Here is a 19,127-nt window from a genome sequence, read left to right as displayed (position 1 = left end):
TCACTCGGCCGCGGCGGCTTCGCGCCGGCGCCGGCTGGCGTCCTCGTCGAGCGTCCCGTCCTCGCGCAGCACGACGCCATAGTCGCGCATCGCCGCCTCCGGCGTCAGGTATCCGTCGGCGAGGTCGTCCGCGATCGCGGCGAGGCTGCGGTCCCGCGGGTCGCCGTAGCCGGCGCCGCCGCACAGTCGTACCTCGGCGATCTCGGCTGCGCTGGTCAGCGTCACCAACTCGCCCGTGCCGCAATCCTTCACCAGGCCGCCGGCATCGTCGCGCACGCCGCCCCAGGCCAGTCCGCCCGGCGCGCCGCCGAACAGGCCCGGGGTGCGGATGCGCACGCCTTCCGGATACAGCGAGGTCAGCGTCGGCAGCCCGTCATCCTCCAGCTTGCGCACGCGCACCACCTGGCCGAGCCCGCCGCGATGGCGCCCCGGCCCGCCGCTATCGGGAAGATAGGCCTTTTCCAGCACCAGCACGGGCACCCGCTGTTCCATCAGCTCGATGGAGGTGTTCGCCGCCGAGGTCGGCCACAGCAGCGACGACTTGCCGTCGCCCCGCGCCGAGGCGCCCTGGCCGCCGCCCATGAACAGGTGGTCGGCATAGAGCCGCTTCGTCGCATCCCAGCCATACATGCCGACGGACACCGGCAGGCCCGTCATCGCCTGCACCAGGCCGGGCGCGGCCTGGGACATGGCGCGGAAGATGTTGGGCGCGATGTACCAGCCCGTGCGCGTGCGCAGGTAGACACTGGCCGGCCTGGTGCAGTTCAGCATGGACCCTTCCGGCGCCTTCACCGTGAAGGGCCGGTAGCAGCCCGCATTGCCGCGCACATTGGGCGAGAGCATGCATTTCAGCGGATAGGTGGCATGCGCCTCGGTGTAGTTGAGCGTGCAGTTCAGCCCGCCCTGCGGCAGCTGGGCCGGCGTGCCCTCGAAATCGAGTTCGATCGCATCCCCCGCAACCGTCACCTTCAGCGGATAGGACAGTTCCGTGCCGAGCGGGTTGTTGCTGATGACCGAGGTATAGACGCCGTCCGGGATCGCGCGGATCGCCTCGTGCATCGCGGCTTCCGCGCGGTTCTGCACCACCGCGGCCAGTGCCTGCAGGTCGTGCATGCCGTATTCGTCCATGAAGGCGACGAGCCGGTCCGCGCCGAGCGCGTTCGCCGCCATCATGGAATGGATGTCGCCCAGCACCTGCCAGGGATTGCGGACATTCTCCGCGATCAGGGCCAGCAGGTCCTCGTTCGGCACGCCCGCGCGCGCGAGCTTCATCGGCGGGATCTGCAGCCCTTCCTCGTACACCTCGCGGGCGCGCAGATGGTCCTTCGTGCCGCCGATGTCCGCGACATGCCCCACGCAGGTCATTAGCGCCACCATGCGCCCGTCCTTGAAGACAGGCGTCGCGATGGCAAGGTCGTGCAGATGCCCCGCGCAGAGCCACGGATCGTTCGTGATCAGCACGTCGCCTGGCGCCAGGGTCTCCGCCGGGAACTTCCGCAGCAGCGCCTTGGCCGCCCGCTGCACCGTCAGGTTGAAGACCGGCATCGCGCGCGGCGAATGGGCCAGCGTCTCGCCGTTCGGGTCCAGCAATTCGCAGGCGAAATCCTGCGCCTCGCTGATGATGAGGCTGAAGGCGGTGCGGCAGACGGTCAGCCACATCTCCTCCACCACCGTCACCAGCCGCGACCACATGATCTCCAGCGCGATGGGGTCGGCCTCGATCCGCGCCATCGCCTCGGCGATCGGCATCTCGCGCGTGACGACGGCATCCGGTATGGGCGCGGAGGCAACCGCGATGCGCAGGTTGCCGCCCGCATCTACGGTGACGGAATCGCCCGGCGGGACGATTGTGGTCGCTTCCCGTTCCTCGATGATGGCGGGCCCGGCGATGCTGTCGCCTTCCGTCAGCGCGTAGCGGTCCCACACGCTCGCCTCGTGCCAGGCGCCGTCGAAGTAGCTCCGGCGCGCGCCCTTGCGCTTCGGCCGCCCGGCGGCGTCGGCGCCGGCCTGCTGCAGCGCGAGCGTCGGCTCCCGGCCGACGACGCGCACGCGGAAAGAGATCGCCTCGAGCTTCGCGCCCTCGAACAGCGCAGTGTAGCGGGCGGTGTACACCCCGGCGAAGGCCGCCTTGATCTCGGCGAGCCGCTCGTCCGATAGGGGCCCGTCCGGCAGCGGCACCGTGATCTCATGCACCTGGCCAACCAGGCGCATGTCGGCGGACCGCTCGACGCGCATCTCCGCCTCCGGCACGCCGGCCTCGGCCAGCAGCCGGCGGCCCTCGGCTTCCAGCGCCACCAGCGCCGCATTGGCGGGCGCGGCGTCGAAGCCAGGCTCCATCACCGTGACGCAGGACCGCACCTGCTCGAAGGACAGTGGCGCAACCAGGAAGCCGAGCGCCGAGGCGGCGCCGGAAGCCGGCGGGATGATCACCTCCCGCACGCCGAGCGCGCGGGCGACCATCGCCGCATAGGCCGGGCCGGCGCCGCCGAAGCCCACCATGGCGTAGCGGCGCGGGTCCTTGCCCTTCTCGACCAGGTGCACGCGCGCGGCCGCGGCCATGCTCTCGGTCACCACTTTGGCGACGCCCCAGGCGGTCTCGACCGGGGAAAGGCCCAGCCGCGCGCCGAGCGTGCCCATCGCCGCCTGCGCGGCGGTCGCATCCAGCGTCATGCGCCCGCCGAGGAAGAAGGCCGGATCGTACCAGCCAAGGGCGAGGTTCGCGTCGGTCACGGTCGGCTCGGTGCCGCCGCGCCCGTAGCAGGCTGGGCCGGGATCCGCCCCCGCGCTGTGCGGTCCCACGCGCAGCAGCCCGACCTCGTCGATCCGCGCGATGGACCCCCCGCCGGCGCCGATCTCGATCATGTCGATGACCGGTGCCTTGATGGGCAGGCCGGAACCCTTCTTGAACCGATGGACGCGCCCGGCCTCCATCATCGCCGCGATCTCGACGCGGCCGTCCTCGATCATGCAGGCCTTCGCGGTGGTGCCGCCCATGTCGAAGGAGATGACGTCGCGATGCCCTGCGCGCAGTCCGAACAGCGCCGTGGCGAGCCCGCCGCCCGCCGGCCCCGATTCCAGCAGGCGGATCGGGAATGCGCGCGCCGCCGCGGGGCTGACCAGCCCGCCCGCCGAATGCATGAGCCGCAGCGCGCCGCGGAAGCCGCGCGCCCACAATTCGCGCTCGAGCCGCGTGACGTAGCGGTCCATCAGCGGCTGCACATAGGCGTTCGCGCAGGTTGTGACCGTGCGCTGGTATTCCCACAGCTCCGCGACGACCTGTGAAGAGACGGACACCGACAGCTCCGGCGCCGTCCGCCGAACGATCTCGGCGGCGCGGCGTTCATGTGCGGGATTGGCGTAGCTGTGCAGGAAGCAGATCGCGACCGCCTGCGCGCCCGCGGCCGCGAGCCTGCGCGCGGCGCGCTCGACCGCATCCTCGTCGAGCGGGGTCACGACGCGGCCCTCGCGGTCCACACGCTCGGGGACCTCGAGGCGATGGCGACGGGCGACGAGCGGGTCCGGATAGCGCAGGAACAGGTCGTAGATGTCGTAGCGCTGCTCGGTGCCCATCTCGAGCAGGTCGCGGAACCCCTGGGTCGTGATGAGGCCGACCGGCGCGCCCTTGCGCTCGATGATCGCGTTGGTGACGAGCGTGGTGCCGTGCAGGATCTCCGCCACGTCGGACAGCGCGATGCCGGCCGCTTCCGTCACCTCGGCAAGCCCCGCCAGCGCGCCGACGGACGGGTCGGCCGGCGTGGTGAGGCATTTGTGGAGGCGGATGGAGCCGGCCTGCGCATCCGCCAGGATGAAGTCGGTGAAGGTTCCGCCGATGTCGAAGCCGATCCGCCAGCGTGCGTCCATCGATCCACGAGCCCCCTGCGCCGCGCCTCAGGCCATCGAGCCTAGTCCGCGTGGCAAGCCCCGCCAATGCGCCGCCACCGGCACGGGAAAGAAAGTTTCGGCGTCCGGCGAAGGCTGCATCGCCCGTGCGCAGCCCGCCCGCGCGGATGCTTCACGCCGTGGCAGCGCGGCCCAGATACAGCGCCGCCGCCCCTTCGTCGGCCAGCAGTGTCGCCGCGGGGCCCAGCATCGCGACGCGCCCGCCATCGAGGATGCAGCCGCGGGCGGAGATCGCCAGCGCCTGGCGCGCGCGCTGTTCCACCATCAGCACGCTGACGCCGAGTGCCGGCAGGCCGCGGATGCGCGCGAAGGACTCCGCGATGCGTGCCGGCGCCAGCGCGGCGGTCGGCTCGTCCAGGATCATCAGCCGCGGACGGGCCATCAGCGCGCGGGCGAAGGCGAGCTGCTGCCGCTCCCCGCCCGAAAGGCTGCCGGCGCGGGCGCGGCGGCGTTCCGCCAGCGCCGGGAAGGCGGCCAGCAATTCGGCGATGCGAGCTCGCGCGTCGCGCACGCCCTGCACGACCTGCAGGTTCTCGATCACGCTGAGCGAGGCGAAGACGTTGCCCACCTGTGGCACATAGGCGATGCCGAGCGCGAGCCGCGCTTCGACCGGCTCGGCCAGGATGTCGCGCCCGTCCAGCGCGACGCGCCCGGCCACGCGCGGCAGCAGCCCCATCACCGCGCGTGCCAGCGTGGACTTGCCCGCGCCGTTGGTGCCGGCGACGGTCAGGATCTCGCCGGTCTCGATCGTCAGGTCTATTCCGTTGAGGATATCGGTCTCGCCATAGCCGCCGGTCAGGCGCTCGATCACCAGCAGGGTCATGCCACGGCGCCGCCGAGATAGGCCTCGCGCACCGCGGGGTCGGCCAGCACGACGTCCGGTGCGCCGGTTGCGAGCACGCGGCCGCGGTCCATCACCACAAGGCGCGGCACCAGGCGCGACAGCGCCTCGAGGTCGTGCTCGATGACCAGGAAGCCGATGCCGCGCGCGTTCAGCGTCGCGACGCGGTCCATGATCTGGCCGATCAGCACCGGGTTCACGCCGGCGAAGGGTTCGTCGAGCAGGATCAGCCGCGGCTTCGCCATTAGCGCGCGACCGAGTTCCAGCAGCTTCTTCTGCCCGCCCGAAAGCCGCCCGGCGGGCGTGTCCGCCACGGGCGCAAGGCGCAGGAAGTCCATGGTGGCCTCGGCCTCGACGCGGATCGCCGCTTCCTCTGTGCGCACGCGCCGGGGGCTGAGGAAGACGCCGAGCAGGTTCTCCCCGGTCTGGCCGGGGGCGGCGGCCATCAGGTTCTCGCGCACCGTCAGGTGGTGGAATTCGCGCGGCACCTGGAAGGTGCGCACCATGCCGGCGCGCGCGCGCGCCGCCGCGCCCAGCCGGTCGAGCGGCCGGCCATGCAGCGACACCCCACCCGCATCCGCCGCCATGAAGCCCGACATCACCGAGAACAGCGTCGACTTGCCCGCGCCGTTCGGGCCGATGATGCCGAGCAGCCCGTCGGCCGGCATCTCCAGCGACACGTCGTCCAGCGCGCGGAAGCCGCCGAAGGATTTTCCGATGTTGCGCACGGACAGCGTCATCGCCGCGTGTAGTCGCCCATGAGCCCCTGCGGGCGGAACAGCGTGAACAGCACCAGCGCCAGGCCCACCGCCCCCAGCCGCACGGACGCCATGTCCACCGCCGAGATCAGGTCCGGCGCCACATCGCGCAGGAAGCGCGTGCCTTCCAGGAACAGCATCAGCAGCAGCGCGCCCACGACGGCGCCGGAGACACGCCCGACCCCGCCCATGATCATCGCCATCCAGACATAGAAGGTCACCAGCGGGATGAACTGGTCCGGCGAGAGATAGGTGATGTAGTGCGCATAGAAAGCACCGGCCACGCCGGCGAGTGCCGAGCCCAACGCCAGCACCTGGATCTTGAAGCGCGCGGGGTCCTTGCCGAGCGCGCGCAGCGCATCCTCGTTGTCGCGGATCGCCTCGATCACGCGGCCGAAGGGGGACCGCGTGATCCGCCGCAGCATCAGCGCCGCCACGCCGCACGCCAGCGCGATGGCGGCGAGCGTCGCAACCGCGCCCGCCATCCCGATCCCCATCCCCGCGAAGGCCTTCGGCACGCCGGGGATGCCCTGCACGCCGTTGGTCAGCCACTTCTCCGAGGTGATGGCCAGCCGGACCGTCTCGCTGAAGCCAAGTGTCACCACCGCGAAATAGTCGTCGCGCAGCCGCAGCGCGACGAGTCCGATCGGATAGGCCGCCAGCGCCGCGATCGCCGCCGCGCACACGAAGGAAACGACCAGCGGCATGCCCTGCATGCTGATCAGCGCCGAGGCATAGGCGCCGATCGCGAAGAAGCCGACATGGCCGAAATTCACCAGCCCCGTCAGCCCGTATTGCAGCGTCAGGCCGAGCGTCAGCAGCACGTAGATCGCGGCGATGATGGCGATGGCGACGAGATAGGCTTCCATCAGCGCACGCCCTCGACGCGTCCGAACAGCCCGCGCGGGCGAAACAGCAGCACCGCCAGCATCACCGCGAAGGACAGCGCGATCTTGTAGGTAAAGCCGACATAGGGCGTGGAGATCTCCTGCGCAATGCCCAGCAGGAGCCCCGCCGCCACCGCGCCGACCGGCGATCCGATGCCACCCAGGATCGCCGCGGCGAAGGCCGACAGCAGCCCTTCCCAGCCCATCTCCGGCGCCACCACGGTCTTTACGCCCAGCATCAGCCCGGCGATCCCCGCCGCGGCGCCGGCGAGCAGCCACAGCGTCACCATCACGCGCATCGGCCGGATGCCGGAGACGCGCGCAAGGTCCGGATCATCCGCCACCGCGCGCATCTGCCGCCCGATCGAGGTCAGGTAGAGCACGCCGAAGGCCCCGGCCAGCGCGCAGGCCGCCACGCCGGCCAGCGTCAGGTCCATCGGCGGGATTCGGATGCCTGCGACCTCGATCGGCCAGGCGAGCGGCACCTGGAAGACCTGCTGCTGGTGCCCGAAGACGATGCCCAGCGCCGCGCGGATCAGGAAGGCGACGCCGATCGCCGCGACCAGCAGCGAGGCCACAGGCCGCCGCGCCAGCGGGCGGAACACCAGCAGGTAGCCCAGCAGCGAGATCAGCCCCGACGCCGCCACCGCCGCGCCGCCAGCGACCAGCAGCGATCCGCTGGCCTTGTGCGCGACAAGCCCGGCATAGGCCCCCGCGGTCATGGTGTCGCCCGCCGCCGCGTTGGGGAAGCGGGCGATGCCGAAGACCAGCGTTACCGCCAGCGCGGCGAGGCCGATGATCAGCCCATGCACGATGCCGGCGACGAGGAGCTGGCCGAACACCTCAGATCTTCACGACGTAGCGCCGGTTGAACTGGCCCTGCTCGATGAAGTATGCGCCGAAGTCGGGCGTCACGTCGCCGAACTGGTCGAAGTCGAGCACCGAGGAAGCGCCCTCGTAGTTCACCTTCCGCCCGGCGGCGATCGCGGCCTTGCCCTCGGCGAAGGTCGCCACCGCCTCGCCCGGCGGGTTCGCCACCTGGCGGATCGCGGCGTTGATCGCCGCGGTCTCGAAGGACTTTGCCTGCTCGATCGCGAGTGCGAGCGTATTCGCCATGTCCCAGGTCATGGCGGCATAGGCGTTGGCAGTGCCCGGCTGGTTGCCCATGGCGCGGCGATGCGCCGCGTCGAAGGCGGCGAAGGCGGGAGCGCCCTCGTTCGAGACGGATTCGACCGCGATGATCCCCTGCGTCACCGCCGGGCCGAGCGCCTGCACGAGTTGCGGGTTCGCCGCCCAGCCGGGGATGATCCACTTCATCGGCGTGCCGGTCTGGAACCATTCGCGCAGGATGATCGTGGTGTCGGGCAGGAAGGATCCCATCACGATGACGTCCGGGCGCGTGTTCAGCACGCGCAGCAATTCGGCGCGGTACGAAGGCTGGTTGGGTTCGTAGACCACGTGCTCGCCGTTCTGGTTGCCCTTGGCGGCCCAGGCGCGGCGGAAGCCATCGGTGTTGCCGATGCCGGAGGCGTTGTTGAAGGCCATGGTGGCCGGGCGGCGGAAGCCCTCGCGCGCCGCGATCTCGGCGAAGGCGCGGCCGAAGCGGTCATTGGTCGCCTGGAAGCGGAAGCCGAGGCTTTTCGCGTTGACCGGCGGCGTCGACAGCGCCGGCGCGCCGGAGGTGTGCATCAGCAGGATGTCGGCATCGTTGGTCAGAGGCATGACGGCGAGCGACACACCGGAGGACCAGGTGCCGAGGATGGCGCGCACGCGGTTGACCTCGATCAGCTTCTTCGCGGCGAGCACGGCGGCCTGCGGGCTTGTCTGGCTGTCCTCGCTGAACAGCTCGATGCGACGGCCGTTCGCGCCGCCGGCGGCATTGATCGCCTCCACCGCCGCGCCGATCATGCGCTGCATGCCCGAGCCATAGGGCGACCCCGCGCCGGTCACGGGATTCAGCGCGCCGACGCGGAAGGTCTCGCCCTGCGCGCGCACGACGTTCGGCATGGCGAGCGCACCAGCGCTGCCGGCCAGTACGATGCGACGGGTGATGGTCATGGATAGTGTCTCCCTGTTGGGCGGCTCAGGCCGCCAGCTGATCCTTGACGAAGCGGCCGCCGAGCATGATGGCGGAGAGATGCCTGCCCTGGCCGGTGAGCAGGGAGAGGTCCTTGAGCGGATCGCCCTCGACGACGACCAGGTCGGCATGCGCGCCAGGGGCGACGCAGCCGATGCGCCCTTCGGACATAAGCAGCTTCGCGGCGTTCAGCGTGGCGCTGCGGATCACCTCGATGGCCGGCAGCACGCGGCCGCGGATGACAAATTCCTCCGACTGGTGGCGATGCAGCTCGCCCAGCAGGTCGGTGCCGAAGGCCATCGTCAGCCCGGCCTCGCGCATGGTCTCGAGCGAGCGCAGCCCGGCCAGACGCACATCGTCGATCTTCGCGACCGATTCGGCCGGGAAGCCCATCGCCGCGCCCTCATCCTTCAGCGCCTGGTAGGTCACCAGCGTCGGGCAGGCGATGGCACCGCGATGAGCGGCGAAGCGGGCCGTCTCGCCTTCGATCAGGTTGCAGTGCTCAAGGCTGCGCACGCCGCATTCCACGGCGCGGCGGATGGCGCTGTCGGTGTACAGGTGTGCCGCGACATAGGTGCCAGCGTTCTCGGCCTCCTCGACCGCGGCCAGCACTTCCTCCCGCGAGAAGCCGACGAAGGCGATCGGGTCGGTGGGCGACGCGACGCCGCCATTGGCCATGATCTTGATGTAGTCGGCACCGGCCTTGATCTCCTCCCGGCAGGCGCGCCGCACATCGGCGACGCCATCGACCAGCCGGCCCAGGCTGCCCAGCCGCGCGGCGAAGAAGGCGGTGTCGCGCGTGTCGTGCCGGCCTCGGAAGTCGCAATGCCCGCCGGTCTGCGACAGCGCCTTGCCGGAGATGTTCAGCCGCGGCCCGTCGAAATGCCCCTCGTCGCGCGCCATGCGCAGCCCATGGGTGCAGCCCCCCAGGTCGCGCACGGTGGTGAAGCCGCGCATCAGCATCCCATGCATGATCTTCGCCGCGCGGAACGCCACAAGCGGGTCCGGCAGCATGGCGTTCAAGCCGAGGTTCACCACCCCGGCCACGACATGCACATGCGCGTCGATCAGGCCTGGCATCAGCGTGCGGCCGCGAAGGTCGACGCGGCGCGCGGAGGCTGCGGCGATCGGCGCGTCGCTGACCTCCTTGATCATGCCGGCCTCGACCAGGACGTGCCCGGGCACGGCGCCATCGGCGCTGCCGTCCAGGATGGCGGCGTTCTCGAACAGGACGGCGTCGGTCATGCGGGTGATCTCCGATCGAAGGGCCAGACGCTAGTCCGCCCGCGCGGCGGCGGCCAGATGGGCGGCGCGGCGCAGCGCGCCCGGCAGGAAGCCGCCGATGACCTCCGCCACGGCGATGTCCGGCTCGGCATAGGCGCCGGCGGCGTCGAGGATGTTGAGCGTGCCGACCACCTCCCCGCCCTCGCGCACCGACACGTTGATGCAGGCGGCGCAGCCCAGGCTCGCGATCAATTCGTGGTCGGGGAAGGCCCAGCGGATCTCCTCGGCGGTATTGCCCATCCAGCAGCGGCCCTGTGTCAGGACATGCTCGCCCCAGGGCGTCGGGCCCATGCGCTTGCGCCCGGTCAGCGGATAGGCGGCGGGGTTGGAGGAGTATACGCGCTCCACCTCCGCCCCGCCGGGGACGACGAACAGCACGGTGAACAGGCGGTGGCGGATCAACGCGGTGGAGGCGGCCTCGGCCGCGCGGAACACCGCGACCGGATCGACGGAACCCGCGGCGGCGCGGGCGAGGGCGACGAGTTCGGGCGTCATGCGGGGGCCTTCTGGTTCAGTTCCGGAAAGATGCCGCGCTGGCGGAAGCGCAGCAGCAGGATCAGCGCGACGCCGACCGCCATTTCGCGAAGCGCCGCGGCCTGCAGGGCGCTGACTCCGGGCACGACCTCCGCCGCGAAGCGCGTCGCCTCCAGGAAGGCGATCAGCAGGTAGGCGCCGACCGTAGCACCGGTCGGCCGCCCATTGCCGCCCGCCGTCACCGCGAGGAAGACATAGATGGTGACCAGCGGCTGGAAGATCTCCGGCGCGATGTAGGAGGTATAGTGGCCATACAGCGCGCCCGCGAGCGCCGCGATGGCCGCGGAGATGGCGAAGGCTTCCGCCTTCAGCCGCGTCACGCGCTTGCCGGCGACCGCGGCGACCACCTGGTCCTCGCGCACCGCGCGCAGCGCGCGCCCCCAGGGCGAGGCGACCAGCCGCCGCAGCGCCAGCCACACCGCACCGACCACGGCGCTGACCGCCGCGAGCGACGCCAGGTGGAAGCCCTGGCCCCAGTCGCGCGGCAGCCCGGCGGGGATGCCGGAAATGCCGTCCGTCCCGCCGGTCAGCCAGATCTCGTTGGAGGCGACGACGCGCACCGCCTCGGCGAAGCCGAGGGTGACGATCGCGAGGTAGTCGTCGCGCAGCCGCAGCGTCGAGACGCAGACGACGAAGCCCGCGATCGCACCCGCGGCGAGCGCGGCGAGCAACCCGAGCGGCACCGGCGCGCCGCCCCACTTCACCACCGTGGCGGACGCATAGGCGCCGATGGCGAAGAACCCCGCCAGGCCCAGATTGACCAGCCCCGTGACGCCCCAGGCGAGGCAGAGGCTCTGCGCGAGCAGCGCGTAGATGCCGGCGATCACCAGCAGGAAGACGATGTAGGAGACCATCAGCCGGCCCGCGTGCCGAACAGCCCAGCCGGGCGCAGCGTCAGCACGGCCAGGATGGCGACGAAGCCCACCACCAGCCGATAGGCGGGGTTGAAGGCAAGCACGGCGACTTCCTCCGCCACGCCGATCGCGATCGCGCCCGCCACCGCGCCGGGGATCGAGCCGAGCCCGCCCAGCACCGCCGCGGCGAAGATCGACAGCACCAGCCGCGTGCCCACCAGCGGATCGACCGAGGTGTCGAGCCCGACCAGCATCCCGCCCATGCCCGCGAGCCCCGCGCCGACCGCGACCGTCACCGCCGCGACGCGCACCGGATCGACGCCGCGCAGCAGCGCGAGGTCCCGGTTGTCGGCCACCGCGCGCATCGCGCGCCCGGTACGGCTGAAGCGCAGGAAGGCCCAGAGCAGCGCCATGCAGGCCAGGGCGAGGACGAAGTTCTCCACCTGCTGCGGCCCGACGCGGAAGGCGCCGAAGCGCCAGTCGCGCAGCAGCGGCAGGTCGAAGCCGCGCAATTCGTTGCCGAAGCCGAAGCGCAGCATGTTCTCGAGCACCAGCCCCGCGGCGAGCGAGGCGATCGCCATCATCAACGCCCCGGCCGCCTCGAGCGGTTTTACAGCCATCCATTGGACTGCGAGCCCGGCCAGGGCCGCAGCGACGAAGGCGACCGGCAGCGCCGCTGCCATCGGCAGGCCGAAGGCGGTGTTGCCGACCCATCCGGCATAGGCGCCGACCGTCGCCAGCGCGCCGATGGCGAAGTTCGGGTAGTTCAACACCGCGAAGATCGCCGTGAAGCCGAGCGCCGGCACCGCGAGGATGGTGCCGGCGATCACGCCGTTGATCAGCGCCTGGATCAGCGCCTCGGGCATCAGGCGATGCGCAGCAGGGTCTGCCGCCCGGCGCGCACCTGTTCATAGCGGAACCGGCAGTCGCTGATGTCGCCCGCATCGGTGAAGTCGCAGGGGCCGGAGGCGCCGTCGTAGTCCACCTTGCCCCCCGCCGCGACGATGCGCAGCCCGTCCACCGCATTGTCCACCCGCTCGCCGCCGCCCTGGCTGACGCGGCGGATGCTGTCGCGGATCGCCTGCCCGGTGCCGTCGCGGCCCGCGGCCATGGCCATCAGCACCAGGTTCACGTGGTCATAGATCTGGCAGGTGTAGGGGTCGGGATTATCGGACCCGACGATGCGCTTCACCCGGTCGAAGCCGCCCGAGCCTTCGGCCGGCGAGGGGGCGAGGGTGTAGATCCCTTCCGTCACCTCATGCGGCAAGGACCCGATCATCTGCTGGTTCACCGAATAGGCGAAGGCGAGCAGCTTGCCGCGGAAGCCGGCGCGGAAGATGTCGCGCAGCAGCACTGTGCTGTCCGGCGTGTAGCCGCCGAGCACGATGACCTCCGGCCGCGCGCGCAGCGCCTGGTCCACCTCGGTGCGCAGGGACGGCTTGTTGGCGTCGTAGATCAGCAGGTCCGCGCTGCCGCCGCCGCGTTCGAGCGCCACCTTCATGTTGGTGAACTGGGACTGGGTGAAGGGCGTCTGCGGCGCCATGAAGAAGGCGCGCTTCGCACCGAGTTCCAGCACGTATTCGCCGAACTTGCGCCCCTGCAGCGTCGTGTTGGGCTGGGTGCGTACCAGCCAGCCGTTGTGTGGCAGGGCGGTGATGGAATCGGCGCCCGAGACGGTGGCGAGGAAGGTGCGGCTTTCCCAGCACAGCGGCGCCACCGCCGTGGTCACCGACGATGCCCAGGTGCCCATGATGGCGGCGACACGGTCGACGTCGATCAGTTTGCGCGCGGCCCGCACGCCCGCTTCCGGGTTGGTCTGGTCGTCCTCGCTGACCAGCTGCACCTGCCGGCCAAGCACGCCGCCGGCAGCGTTCACCTCGGCGATCACGGCCCGCACGCAATTGGCCATGACCGGGCCATAGGGGCCGCCGGCGCCGGTCAGCGGCGTCAGCGTGCCGAGCCGGATGGGTGCGCCCTGCGCACGCGCCAGCGACGGCACGGCAAGCATGGCGGTGCCCGCGGCGAAGGCCGCGCGGCGGGTGAGAAGCGTCATCGCTGTGTCTCCCTTCCAGTCCCTGAGGCATCCATACTGCCCGCTCCGCGTCCGCCGAGGAACAGGCGGCGGATCTCGGGGTCGCGCGCCAGGGCCGGCGCCGGGCCCTCATGCGCGTTGCGGCCATCGACCAGCACGAGCGCACGGTCGGAGACCTCCATCGCCTGCAGCGCGTTCTGCTCGACCATCAGCACCGCGACGCCCGACGCGGCGGTGGAGCGCACCAGGGCGAACAGGTCGGCCGCGGCTTTCGGCGAAAGGCCGGCGGTGGGCTCGTCGAGCAGCAGCACGCGCGGCTCGCTCATCAGCGCCTGGCCCATGGCGAGTATCTGCCGCTGCCCCCCGGACAGGCTCCGCGCGGCCTGGCGGCGCCGTTCAGCCAGCAGCGGGAAGCGGTCCGTCACCACCGCCATCCGCGCCCGTGCGCGACGCGGGTCAAGGAAGCAGCCCATCGCCAGGTTCTCCTCGACGGTGAGCGTGCCGAAGACGTTGCGTTCCTGCGGCACCAGCACGAGCCCGGCCTCGATCATCCGCCGCGGCGACAGCCCCGTGACGTCGCGCCCATCGAGCGCGACGCGCCCGGCGCGCGGCCGCAGCAGCCCGGTCAGTAGCTTCAGCACCGTGGACTTGCCCGCGCCGTTGGGGCCGATGACGCAGAGCAGTTCCCCGGGCGCGACGCCGAGCGACACCCCCTTCACCACATGGTCGGCGGCCGCGTAGCCGCCGGTCAGCTCCTCTACCGCCAGGGCCGTCATCGCGCGCCGCCCAGATAGGCGTCCTGCACGGCGACGTCCTCGCGGATCTGCGCGAACCTCCCTTCGGCCAGCCTGCGGCCAGCCGCCATGACGACGACGTGGTCCGAGATGCGTTCGATCAGCGCCATGTCGTGCTCGACCAGCAGGATGGTCCGCCCTTCCGCAACGATCGCGCGCAGCAGGTCGCCGATCTCCTCCGCCAGCGTCGGGTTCACCCCGGCCGCGGGTTCGTCGAGCAACAGCAGGACCGGTTCGGCCATCAGCACGCGGCCGATCTCGAGCAGCTTCTTCTGCCCGCCCGACAGCGCCGTGACCTGGTTGTCGATGACCGCGGCCAGGCGCAGCCGGCGCGCCACAGCCAGCGCCTGTTCGGCGAGCGCCGCTTCCCGCCGTCGCGCGGCGGCGCTGCCCAGTAGCGCGGCGGTCCAGCCTTCCCCGGGCTGGTCACGGCCGTAGAGCATCAGGTGCTCGAAGACCGACAGCCTGGGAAAGCCGCGCGCGATCTGGAAGGACCTCACCAGCCCCTGCGCAGTGATCCTCTCCGGCGGGAGGCCGAGCAGTTCCACGCCGCGCAGCCGCACGCTGCCGGCCTGCGGGCGCAGCAGGCCGGAGACGGCGTTGAACAACGTCGTCTTGCCCGCGCCGTTCGGACCGATGAGGGCCGTGATGCGTCCCGGCGCGACGTCGAAGGTCACGCCGTCCAGTGCGGCGAGGCCGCCGAAGGACAGGCGCAAGTCCCTGACCTGCAGCAGTGCATCGCGTGTCTGATCGGACTCCATCCGGTGCAGCACGGCGGATTTCGCATTGCATGGCAAGGGGGAGTGGACGGAGCTCGAGTGGCTGGGCAGGAAGCCCGGCTGCCCGGTATCCATCACGTCGCCTGTGGCGCTCCCATCGGAGCGTCCAGGCGACTGTTGCCCCCGCCCCACTGAGGCTCGGCGCGGTCAGCTTGTCGGGATGCCATGGCCCGCCGACCGAGGGGAATCGCATCCCAGGACATGAAGGAGATGAACCTCCTGGCAATGGACGAACCGCGCTGGCCATCGACGGAGCACTGCGTCAGCATCGGCGCAGTCGCGGATGCGGATAACCCAAGCGTGGTCAACCGGCTTCGGCGTTGCCCGCCCTCCTCCACGCATGATTGTGAGTGCGGGAGTCTGGCCCATCTTCGACGATCCGTCGGGGCCGATGCGGATTCAGCCTGCCCATCCATCGCGCACAAGGATCAGCCCGGCGATTAGGCCCTACAGGGGGAACGACCGACGCTCATTCGGATGCCAGAGTCACTGGCCGCAGGTGGTCGTCCGTCTCAGGCGACGCCATGCGGTCCTGCTGCGGCGCAACAGCGGTCGCCATAAGCCGAGCACGGATAGTTGTTCCTTCGGGACCTGTCCCCACGGTGAACTCTCCGCCCAACTGGCGAATGCGCGCTCGCATGCCCGGTATGCCAACACCCTCAGCCGTTCCCGAAGCTCCATCGCGCCCGGCAACCAGTCCCTTGCCGTTGTCGGTGACTTCGACCGAAATCGTATCCCGATCGCCCGTGATGCGGACGCGGACCGTGGTCGCGTCGGCGTGCGACACGGCGTTGGCAAGCGCTTCCTGGACGACGCGGAACAGTGCCGTCTCGGTCGGTCGGGAAAGCAGCGGCGCAACCTTCGGCACCTCCACGGAAACTGCGATCCCACTGCGTCGCGCGACCCCTTCGGCATAGACCTTCAGCGCCACGACAAGCCCGCATTCGTCGAGCAGTGGCGGTTGCAGCACGAAGGACACCGTCCGCAGTTCCCGGCTCGCCCGCGCCAGCGCGGCAGCAGCATCGGCCAGCGCCTGCTCCGCCTCCGCCGGCGCTGCGCGAGCGCGGGCGATGCAGAGCGATGCCCCAACCAATTCCTGCACCGTGCTGTCGTGAAGGTCGCGCGCAATGCGGCGTCGCGTCTCGTCCTCTGCGTTCAGGAGGCGCCCGGTCGTCTCTTCCAACTCGCGGGTGCGCTCAGCCACGCGCTGTTCCAGGAGTACGGCTGTTTCGGTCATGACCTTCAGGCGAGCCTGCGATTCGGCCCGGCTGCGGATTGCGGCGCCCGCAGCTTCGAGGGCCTGTCGTAACGCGACGACTTCCGTCACCCGGGGCCTGCTCGTAACCGCGTCGCCTTCGACCATCTCCGACGCCACCGCCACGAGCACGCGCGCTTGGCGAAGGAGGAACGCGGCCAGCACGACCGCCAGGACGATCGCGACGAGAAGACCAAGGGTGCCCGCGATGCTCAGGCGAAGCAGTGCCCCTCGCGCGCGGCCCGCCACGGCCTCTTCGGGCGCCGCGACCAGCACCTGCCAGTCGGTTCCCGAGATAGGGTTGCGCGCGACCAGAAGGCGTACGCGGTCAGGACCTTCGATCAGGCCGACCTGGCCGGGTGACAGCCCAACCGGCGCAAGGCCTGGGAGGACTTCGGGGGCAAACGCAGTGCGTGCCGCGACGTGGCCGCGCCCGTCCAGCGCCACCGAGAAGGCTCCCGCACCGAAGACCGGCTCAGGCAGCAGGCGTTCGAGACGCGCGGTATCGACCCGGACGCCGAGCGCGACCGCGATATCCGGCGGCGCGCCGTGGACGGGCACGATGACGCCGGCAATGGGCCGGTCCATCAGCGGTGCCTCGAACACGTCAGTGACGAACGGTCCACCCCGCTCGCGCAGCTGGCGCACAAGTTCCGGCGCGGGGCGTGCCTCGATTGGAAGGCCCGCTGCGATCCGGCTGTTAAAGGTCTGGCGCCCCTGCTCGTTACCCACCGCGAGAGAGGTCCCGTTCACCTCGGCCGCTTCCCGAGCCTGGACGGCGAAAGTCTGGAGATCGCCGTGCCGCAGCGACGGGGATGCAGCAAGGGTCTGGCCCAGAACAATGGCGCGTCCGAATTCCGCTTCCAGCGCACCCGCACCGCTCGCGGCCAGGCGCGCGAGTTCTCGCGCCACAAGGCCCCGCTCGGCCGCCATGGCGCGCCAGGCAGACCAGCCGGCGAAGGCAAGTACGGGCACCAGAGTCGCCGCCACCAGCGCGATCAGGTAGGTCCGCAGTCGCACGCCCCGCCTCCCCCCCTTGGTGCACTTCTTGGCATTCAAGGGTCACAGACGGTCGAATGTCATCACGTTTTCCGGAGGAGCGCCCGAATCCGGGAAACGAAATGCCTCAGGTCCAGTCGGGTTTCGACCCGATGAGCGTTTCGTTTCGCCAGGTCCTACCTTTGGGCGGCCGTCCACGTATATGAGGTCGGCAGGAGCGACGGAGCGCGTGCCCTTGGTCAGGATCCTGCTAGCCGACGACCATGCCGTTGTCAGGCGTGGATTGCGCAGCGTGCTGGAACTACAGCCCGGCTGGTCCGTGGTCGGCGAGGCCGCCGACGGCCGGGAGGCGGTGCGCCTGGCCAAGGAAGTCGGACCGGACGTCGCGATCCTGGACATTGCCATGCCCCAGTTGAACGGGCTCGAAGCGGCACGCCAGATCCGGGCGGCGAGCCCGACGACCGAGATCCTTGTCTTCACGATGGTTGAGAGCGAGGAGATGATCCGCCTGGTGCTGGAGGCCGGCGCCCGCGGCTATCTTCTCAAGTCCGACATCGACGAGCAGATCGTAGCCGCTGTCCGAACGCTCGCGGCGCATCGCCCATTCTTCAACGCTGACGTCACGGAACGGATCCTGCAAGGCTATCTTCGTGGCGGCATCGAAGCCCAGCCTGCACCTGCAGTATTGACGCCGCGTGAGCGCGAGGTGGTGCAGGCGATCGCAGAGGGTCTGTCGAACAAGGAGATCGCCCGGCGCCTCGATATCTCGGTCAAGACAGTGGAGACGCATCGCGGGGCGCTGATGCGCAAGATCGGCGCGCACACGGTGGCGGAGGTCGTACGCTACGCCGCAAGAAACAACATCACCGCGGTCTGAACCTCCCAACGCAGGCCCGGGGCGCCTCGGGTATCCACCCGATGGGGGCGGGCCGTTTCGCCCGTTAGCCTTCGTCCCGCGCAGTCACCGCACCACGGCGGCGCACGGGAGGGAAACACGGTCAATGCCGACGGAGCGAAAGGCGCGCTCGGACCTGCGAGAGGTGGCTGACCCGCCGCTGGCAGACATGGTGCGTGTCCCCGGTGGCACCTTCCTCATGGGCTCCGACCGCCACTACGCGGAGGAGAGGCCAGCGCATAACGTCTACGTCGATCCCTTCTGGATGGACGCGACGGCCGTCACCAATGCCGCTTTCGCGGCCTTCGTTGCGGCAACGGGCTATGTGAGCGTCGCGGAGCGCCCCCTCGACCCCGCCCTGTATCCGGGGGCGGACACCGCGATGCTGGTACCCGGCGCGCTGGTCTTCAGCATGACCGACGGCCCGGTCAACACGCACGACATGTCGCACTGGTGGCATTGGACGCCGGGGGCCTGCTGGCACGCGCCGGAAGGGCCTGGCAGCACAGTCGCCGGCCGCGAGAACCACCCCGTCGTGCAGATCGCGTACGAGGATGCGGAGGCGTATGCGCTCTGGGCGGGCAAGGAACTCCCGACCGAGGCCGAATGGGAGTTCGCCGCCCGAGGCGGCCTCGAGGGCGCTGAATTCGCCTGGGGCGACGAACTCCAGCCGGGCGGCATCGACATGGCGAATACCTGGCAGGGCCCTTTTCCCTGGCGAAACTTCGCCACCGACGGCTTCGAACGCACCTGCCCGATCCGTTCGTTTCCGCCCAATCCCTATGGCCTGTTTGAAATCTGCGGAAACGTCTGGGAATGGACGAGCGATTGGTTCGCCGCCGGCCATGAAGACGCCGATCCTGCGAGACGGGCCTGCTGCGCGACGGAGAATCCGCGCGGCCCATCCATGGAGCGGTCATTCGTCATCGCACAGCCGGCCATCCGCATCCCACGCAGGGTGGTCAAGGGCGGCTCCTTCCTCTGCGCGCCGTCCTATTGCCGCCGCTATCGGCCGGCCGCGCGCCACGCGCAGATGGTGGACACCGGCATGAGCCACATCGGCTTCCGCTGCATCCGCCGCGAAACCACGCAACCTGCAGACGAGGACAGGACATGAGCCATAACGGTAACGGCCAATCGCGCCGCGGCATGCTGCTCGGCGGCGCCGCGGGGCTCGCCGCCGGCACGCTGCCCGGCGGCGTGACGCTCGCGCAGACGACGCGCCCCGCAGCGCCCGC

The 19,127-nt window shown here is 70.5% G+C and carries 16 protein-coding genes; 2 read left to right on the top strand and 14 right to left on the bottom strand.

Annotation, left to right across the window (positions count from 1 at the left end; genetic code table 11):
• The 14 genes from HW577_RS04615 to HW577_RS04550 form a co-directional block, all read right to left on the bottom strand.
• Window positions 1-3,861 carry a hydantoinase B/oxoprolinase family protein gene (locus HW577_RS04615; protein WP_198374895.1) on the bottom strand — a complete coding sequence of 1,287 codons (3,861 nt, stop codon included), beginning with the start codon at window positions 3,859-3,861 and terminating at the stop codon, window positions 1-3.
• A gap of 151 nt (window positions 3,862-4,012) precedes the next feature.
• Window positions 4,013-4,723 carry an ABC transporter ATP-binding protein gene (locus tag HW577_RS04610; protein ID WP_198374894.1) on the bottom strand — a complete coding sequence of 237 codons (711 nt, stop codon included), beginning with the start codon at window positions 4,721-4,723 and terminating at the stop codon, window positions 4,013-4,015.
• A complete protein-coding gene (locus HW577_RS04605; protein WP_198374893.1) occupies window positions 4,720-5,481 on the bottom strand; it encodes an ABC transporter ATP-binding protein in 762 nt (253 codons plus the stop codon). Before HW577_RS04605 ends, HW577_RS04610 begins: the two co-directional genes overlap by 4 nt.
• Window positions 5,478-6,368 (bottom strand): branched-chain amino acid ABC transporter permease, encoded by an 891-nt coding sequence (locus tag HW577_RS04600; protein WP_198374892.1) that lies wholly within the window; start codon window positions 6,366-6,368, stop codon window positions 5,478-5,480. The genes HW577_RS04605 and HW577_RS04600 overlap by 4 nt, the downstream gene beginning before the upstream one ends.
• A complete protein-coding gene (locus tag HW577_RS04595; protein WP_198374891.1) occupies window positions 6,368-7,228 on the bottom strand; it encodes a branched-chain amino acid ABC transporter permease in 861 nt (286 codons plus the stop codon). The genes HW577_RS04600 and HW577_RS04595 overlap by 1 nt, the downstream gene beginning before the upstream one ends.
• A gap of 1 nt (window position 7,229) precedes the next feature.
• Entirely contained in the window at window positions 7,230-8,444 is a 1,215-nt protein-coding gene (locus tag HW577_RS04590; protein ID WP_198374890.1) for an ABC transporter substrate-binding protein, read from the bottom strand.
• Between the two features lie 25 nt (window positions 8,445-8,469).
• Window positions 8,470-9,708 carry a metal-dependent hydrolase family protein gene (locus HW577_RS04585; protein WP_198374889.1) on the bottom strand — a complete coding sequence of 413 codons (1,239 nt, stop codon included), beginning with the start codon at window positions 9,706-9,708 and terminating at the stop codon, window positions 8,470-8,472.
• Between the two features lie 30 nt (window positions 9,709-9,738).
• The gene (locus HW577_RS04580) at window positions 9,739-10,242 is read right to left on the bottom strand and encodes a GAF domain-containing protein (protein WP_198374888.1); all 504 of its coding nucleotides are present in this window, start codon (window positions 10,240-10,242) and stop codon (window positions 9,739-9,741) included.
• A complete protein-coding gene (locus HW577_RS04575; RefSeq protein WP_198374887.1) occupies window positions 10,239-11,135 on the bottom strand; it encodes a branched-chain amino acid ABC transporter permease in 897 nt (298 codons plus the stop codon). The genes HW577_RS04580 and HW577_RS04575 overlap by 4 nt, the downstream gene beginning before the upstream one ends.
• A complete protein-coding gene (locus HW577_RS04570) occupies window positions 11,135-12,001 on the bottom strand; it encodes a branched-chain amino acid ABC transporter permease (protein ID WP_198374886.1) in 867 nt (288 codons plus the stop codon). Before HW577_RS04570 ends, HW577_RS04575 begins: the two co-directional genes overlap by 1 nt.
• Window positions 12,001-13,188: an ABC transporter substrate-binding protein gene (locus HW577_RS04565; protein ID WP_198374885.1), complete on the bottom strand. Its 1,188-nt coding sequence runs from the start codon at window positions 13,186-13,188 to the stop codon at window positions 12,001-12,003. The genes HW577_RS04570 and HW577_RS04565 overlap by 1 nt, the downstream gene beginning before the upstream one ends.
• Window positions 13,185-13,943 carry an ABC transporter ATP-binding protein gene (locus HW577_RS04560; RefSeq protein WP_198374884.1) on the bottom strand — a complete coding sequence of 253 codons (759 nt, stop codon included), beginning with the start codon at window positions 13,941-13,943 and terminating at the stop codon, window positions 13,185-13,187. Before HW577_RS04560 ends, HW577_RS04565 begins: the two co-directional genes overlap by 4 nt.
• Window positions 13,940-14,734, bottom strand: coding sequence for an ABC transporter ATP-binding protein (locus tag HW577_RS04555; RefSeq protein ID WP_332837431.1), 795 nt, complete (start codon window positions 14,732-14,734; stop codon window positions 13,940-13,942). Before HW577_RS04555 ends, HW577_RS04560 begins: the two co-directional genes overlap by 4 nt.
• 475 nt (window positions 14,735-15,209) lie before the next feature.
• Window positions 15,210-17,015: a sensor histidine kinase gene (locus HW577_RS04550; RefSeq protein WP_198374883.1), complete on the bottom strand. Its 1,806-nt coding sequence runs from the start codon at window positions 17,013-17,015 to the stop codon at window positions 15,210-15,212.
• Between the two features lie 208 nt (window positions 17,016-17,223).
• Between HW577_RS04550 and HW577_RS04545 the strand changes: the two genes are divergently transcribed.
• Together HW577_RS04545 and HW577_RS04540 are read left to right on the top strand one after the other, a co-directional pair.
• Window positions 17,224-17,871, top strand: coding sequence for a response regulator transcription factor (locus HW577_RS04545; RefSeq protein ID WP_332837430.1), 648 nt, complete (start codon window positions 17,224-17,226; stop codon window positions 17,869-17,871).
• Between the two features lie 124 nt (window positions 17,872-17,995).
• A complete protein-coding gene (locus HW577_RS04540; RefSeq protein ID WP_332837429.1) occupies window positions 17,996-19,006 on the top strand; it encodes a formylglycine-generating enzyme family protein in 1,011 nt (336 codons plus the stop codon).
• Window positions 19,007-19,127: the final 121 nt, after the last annotated feature.

Origin of the sequence: Neoroseomonas rubea, assembly GCF_016106015.1 — a bacterium.
In the GTDB taxonomy this organism is placed as follows: Bacteria; Pseudomonadota; Alphaproteobacteria; order Acetobacterales; family Acetobacteraceae; genus Neoroseomonas; species Neoroseomonas rubea.
Note: the sequence above shows the minus strand (reverse complement) of the source record. Positions and strands in the feature narration are given on the sequence as shown.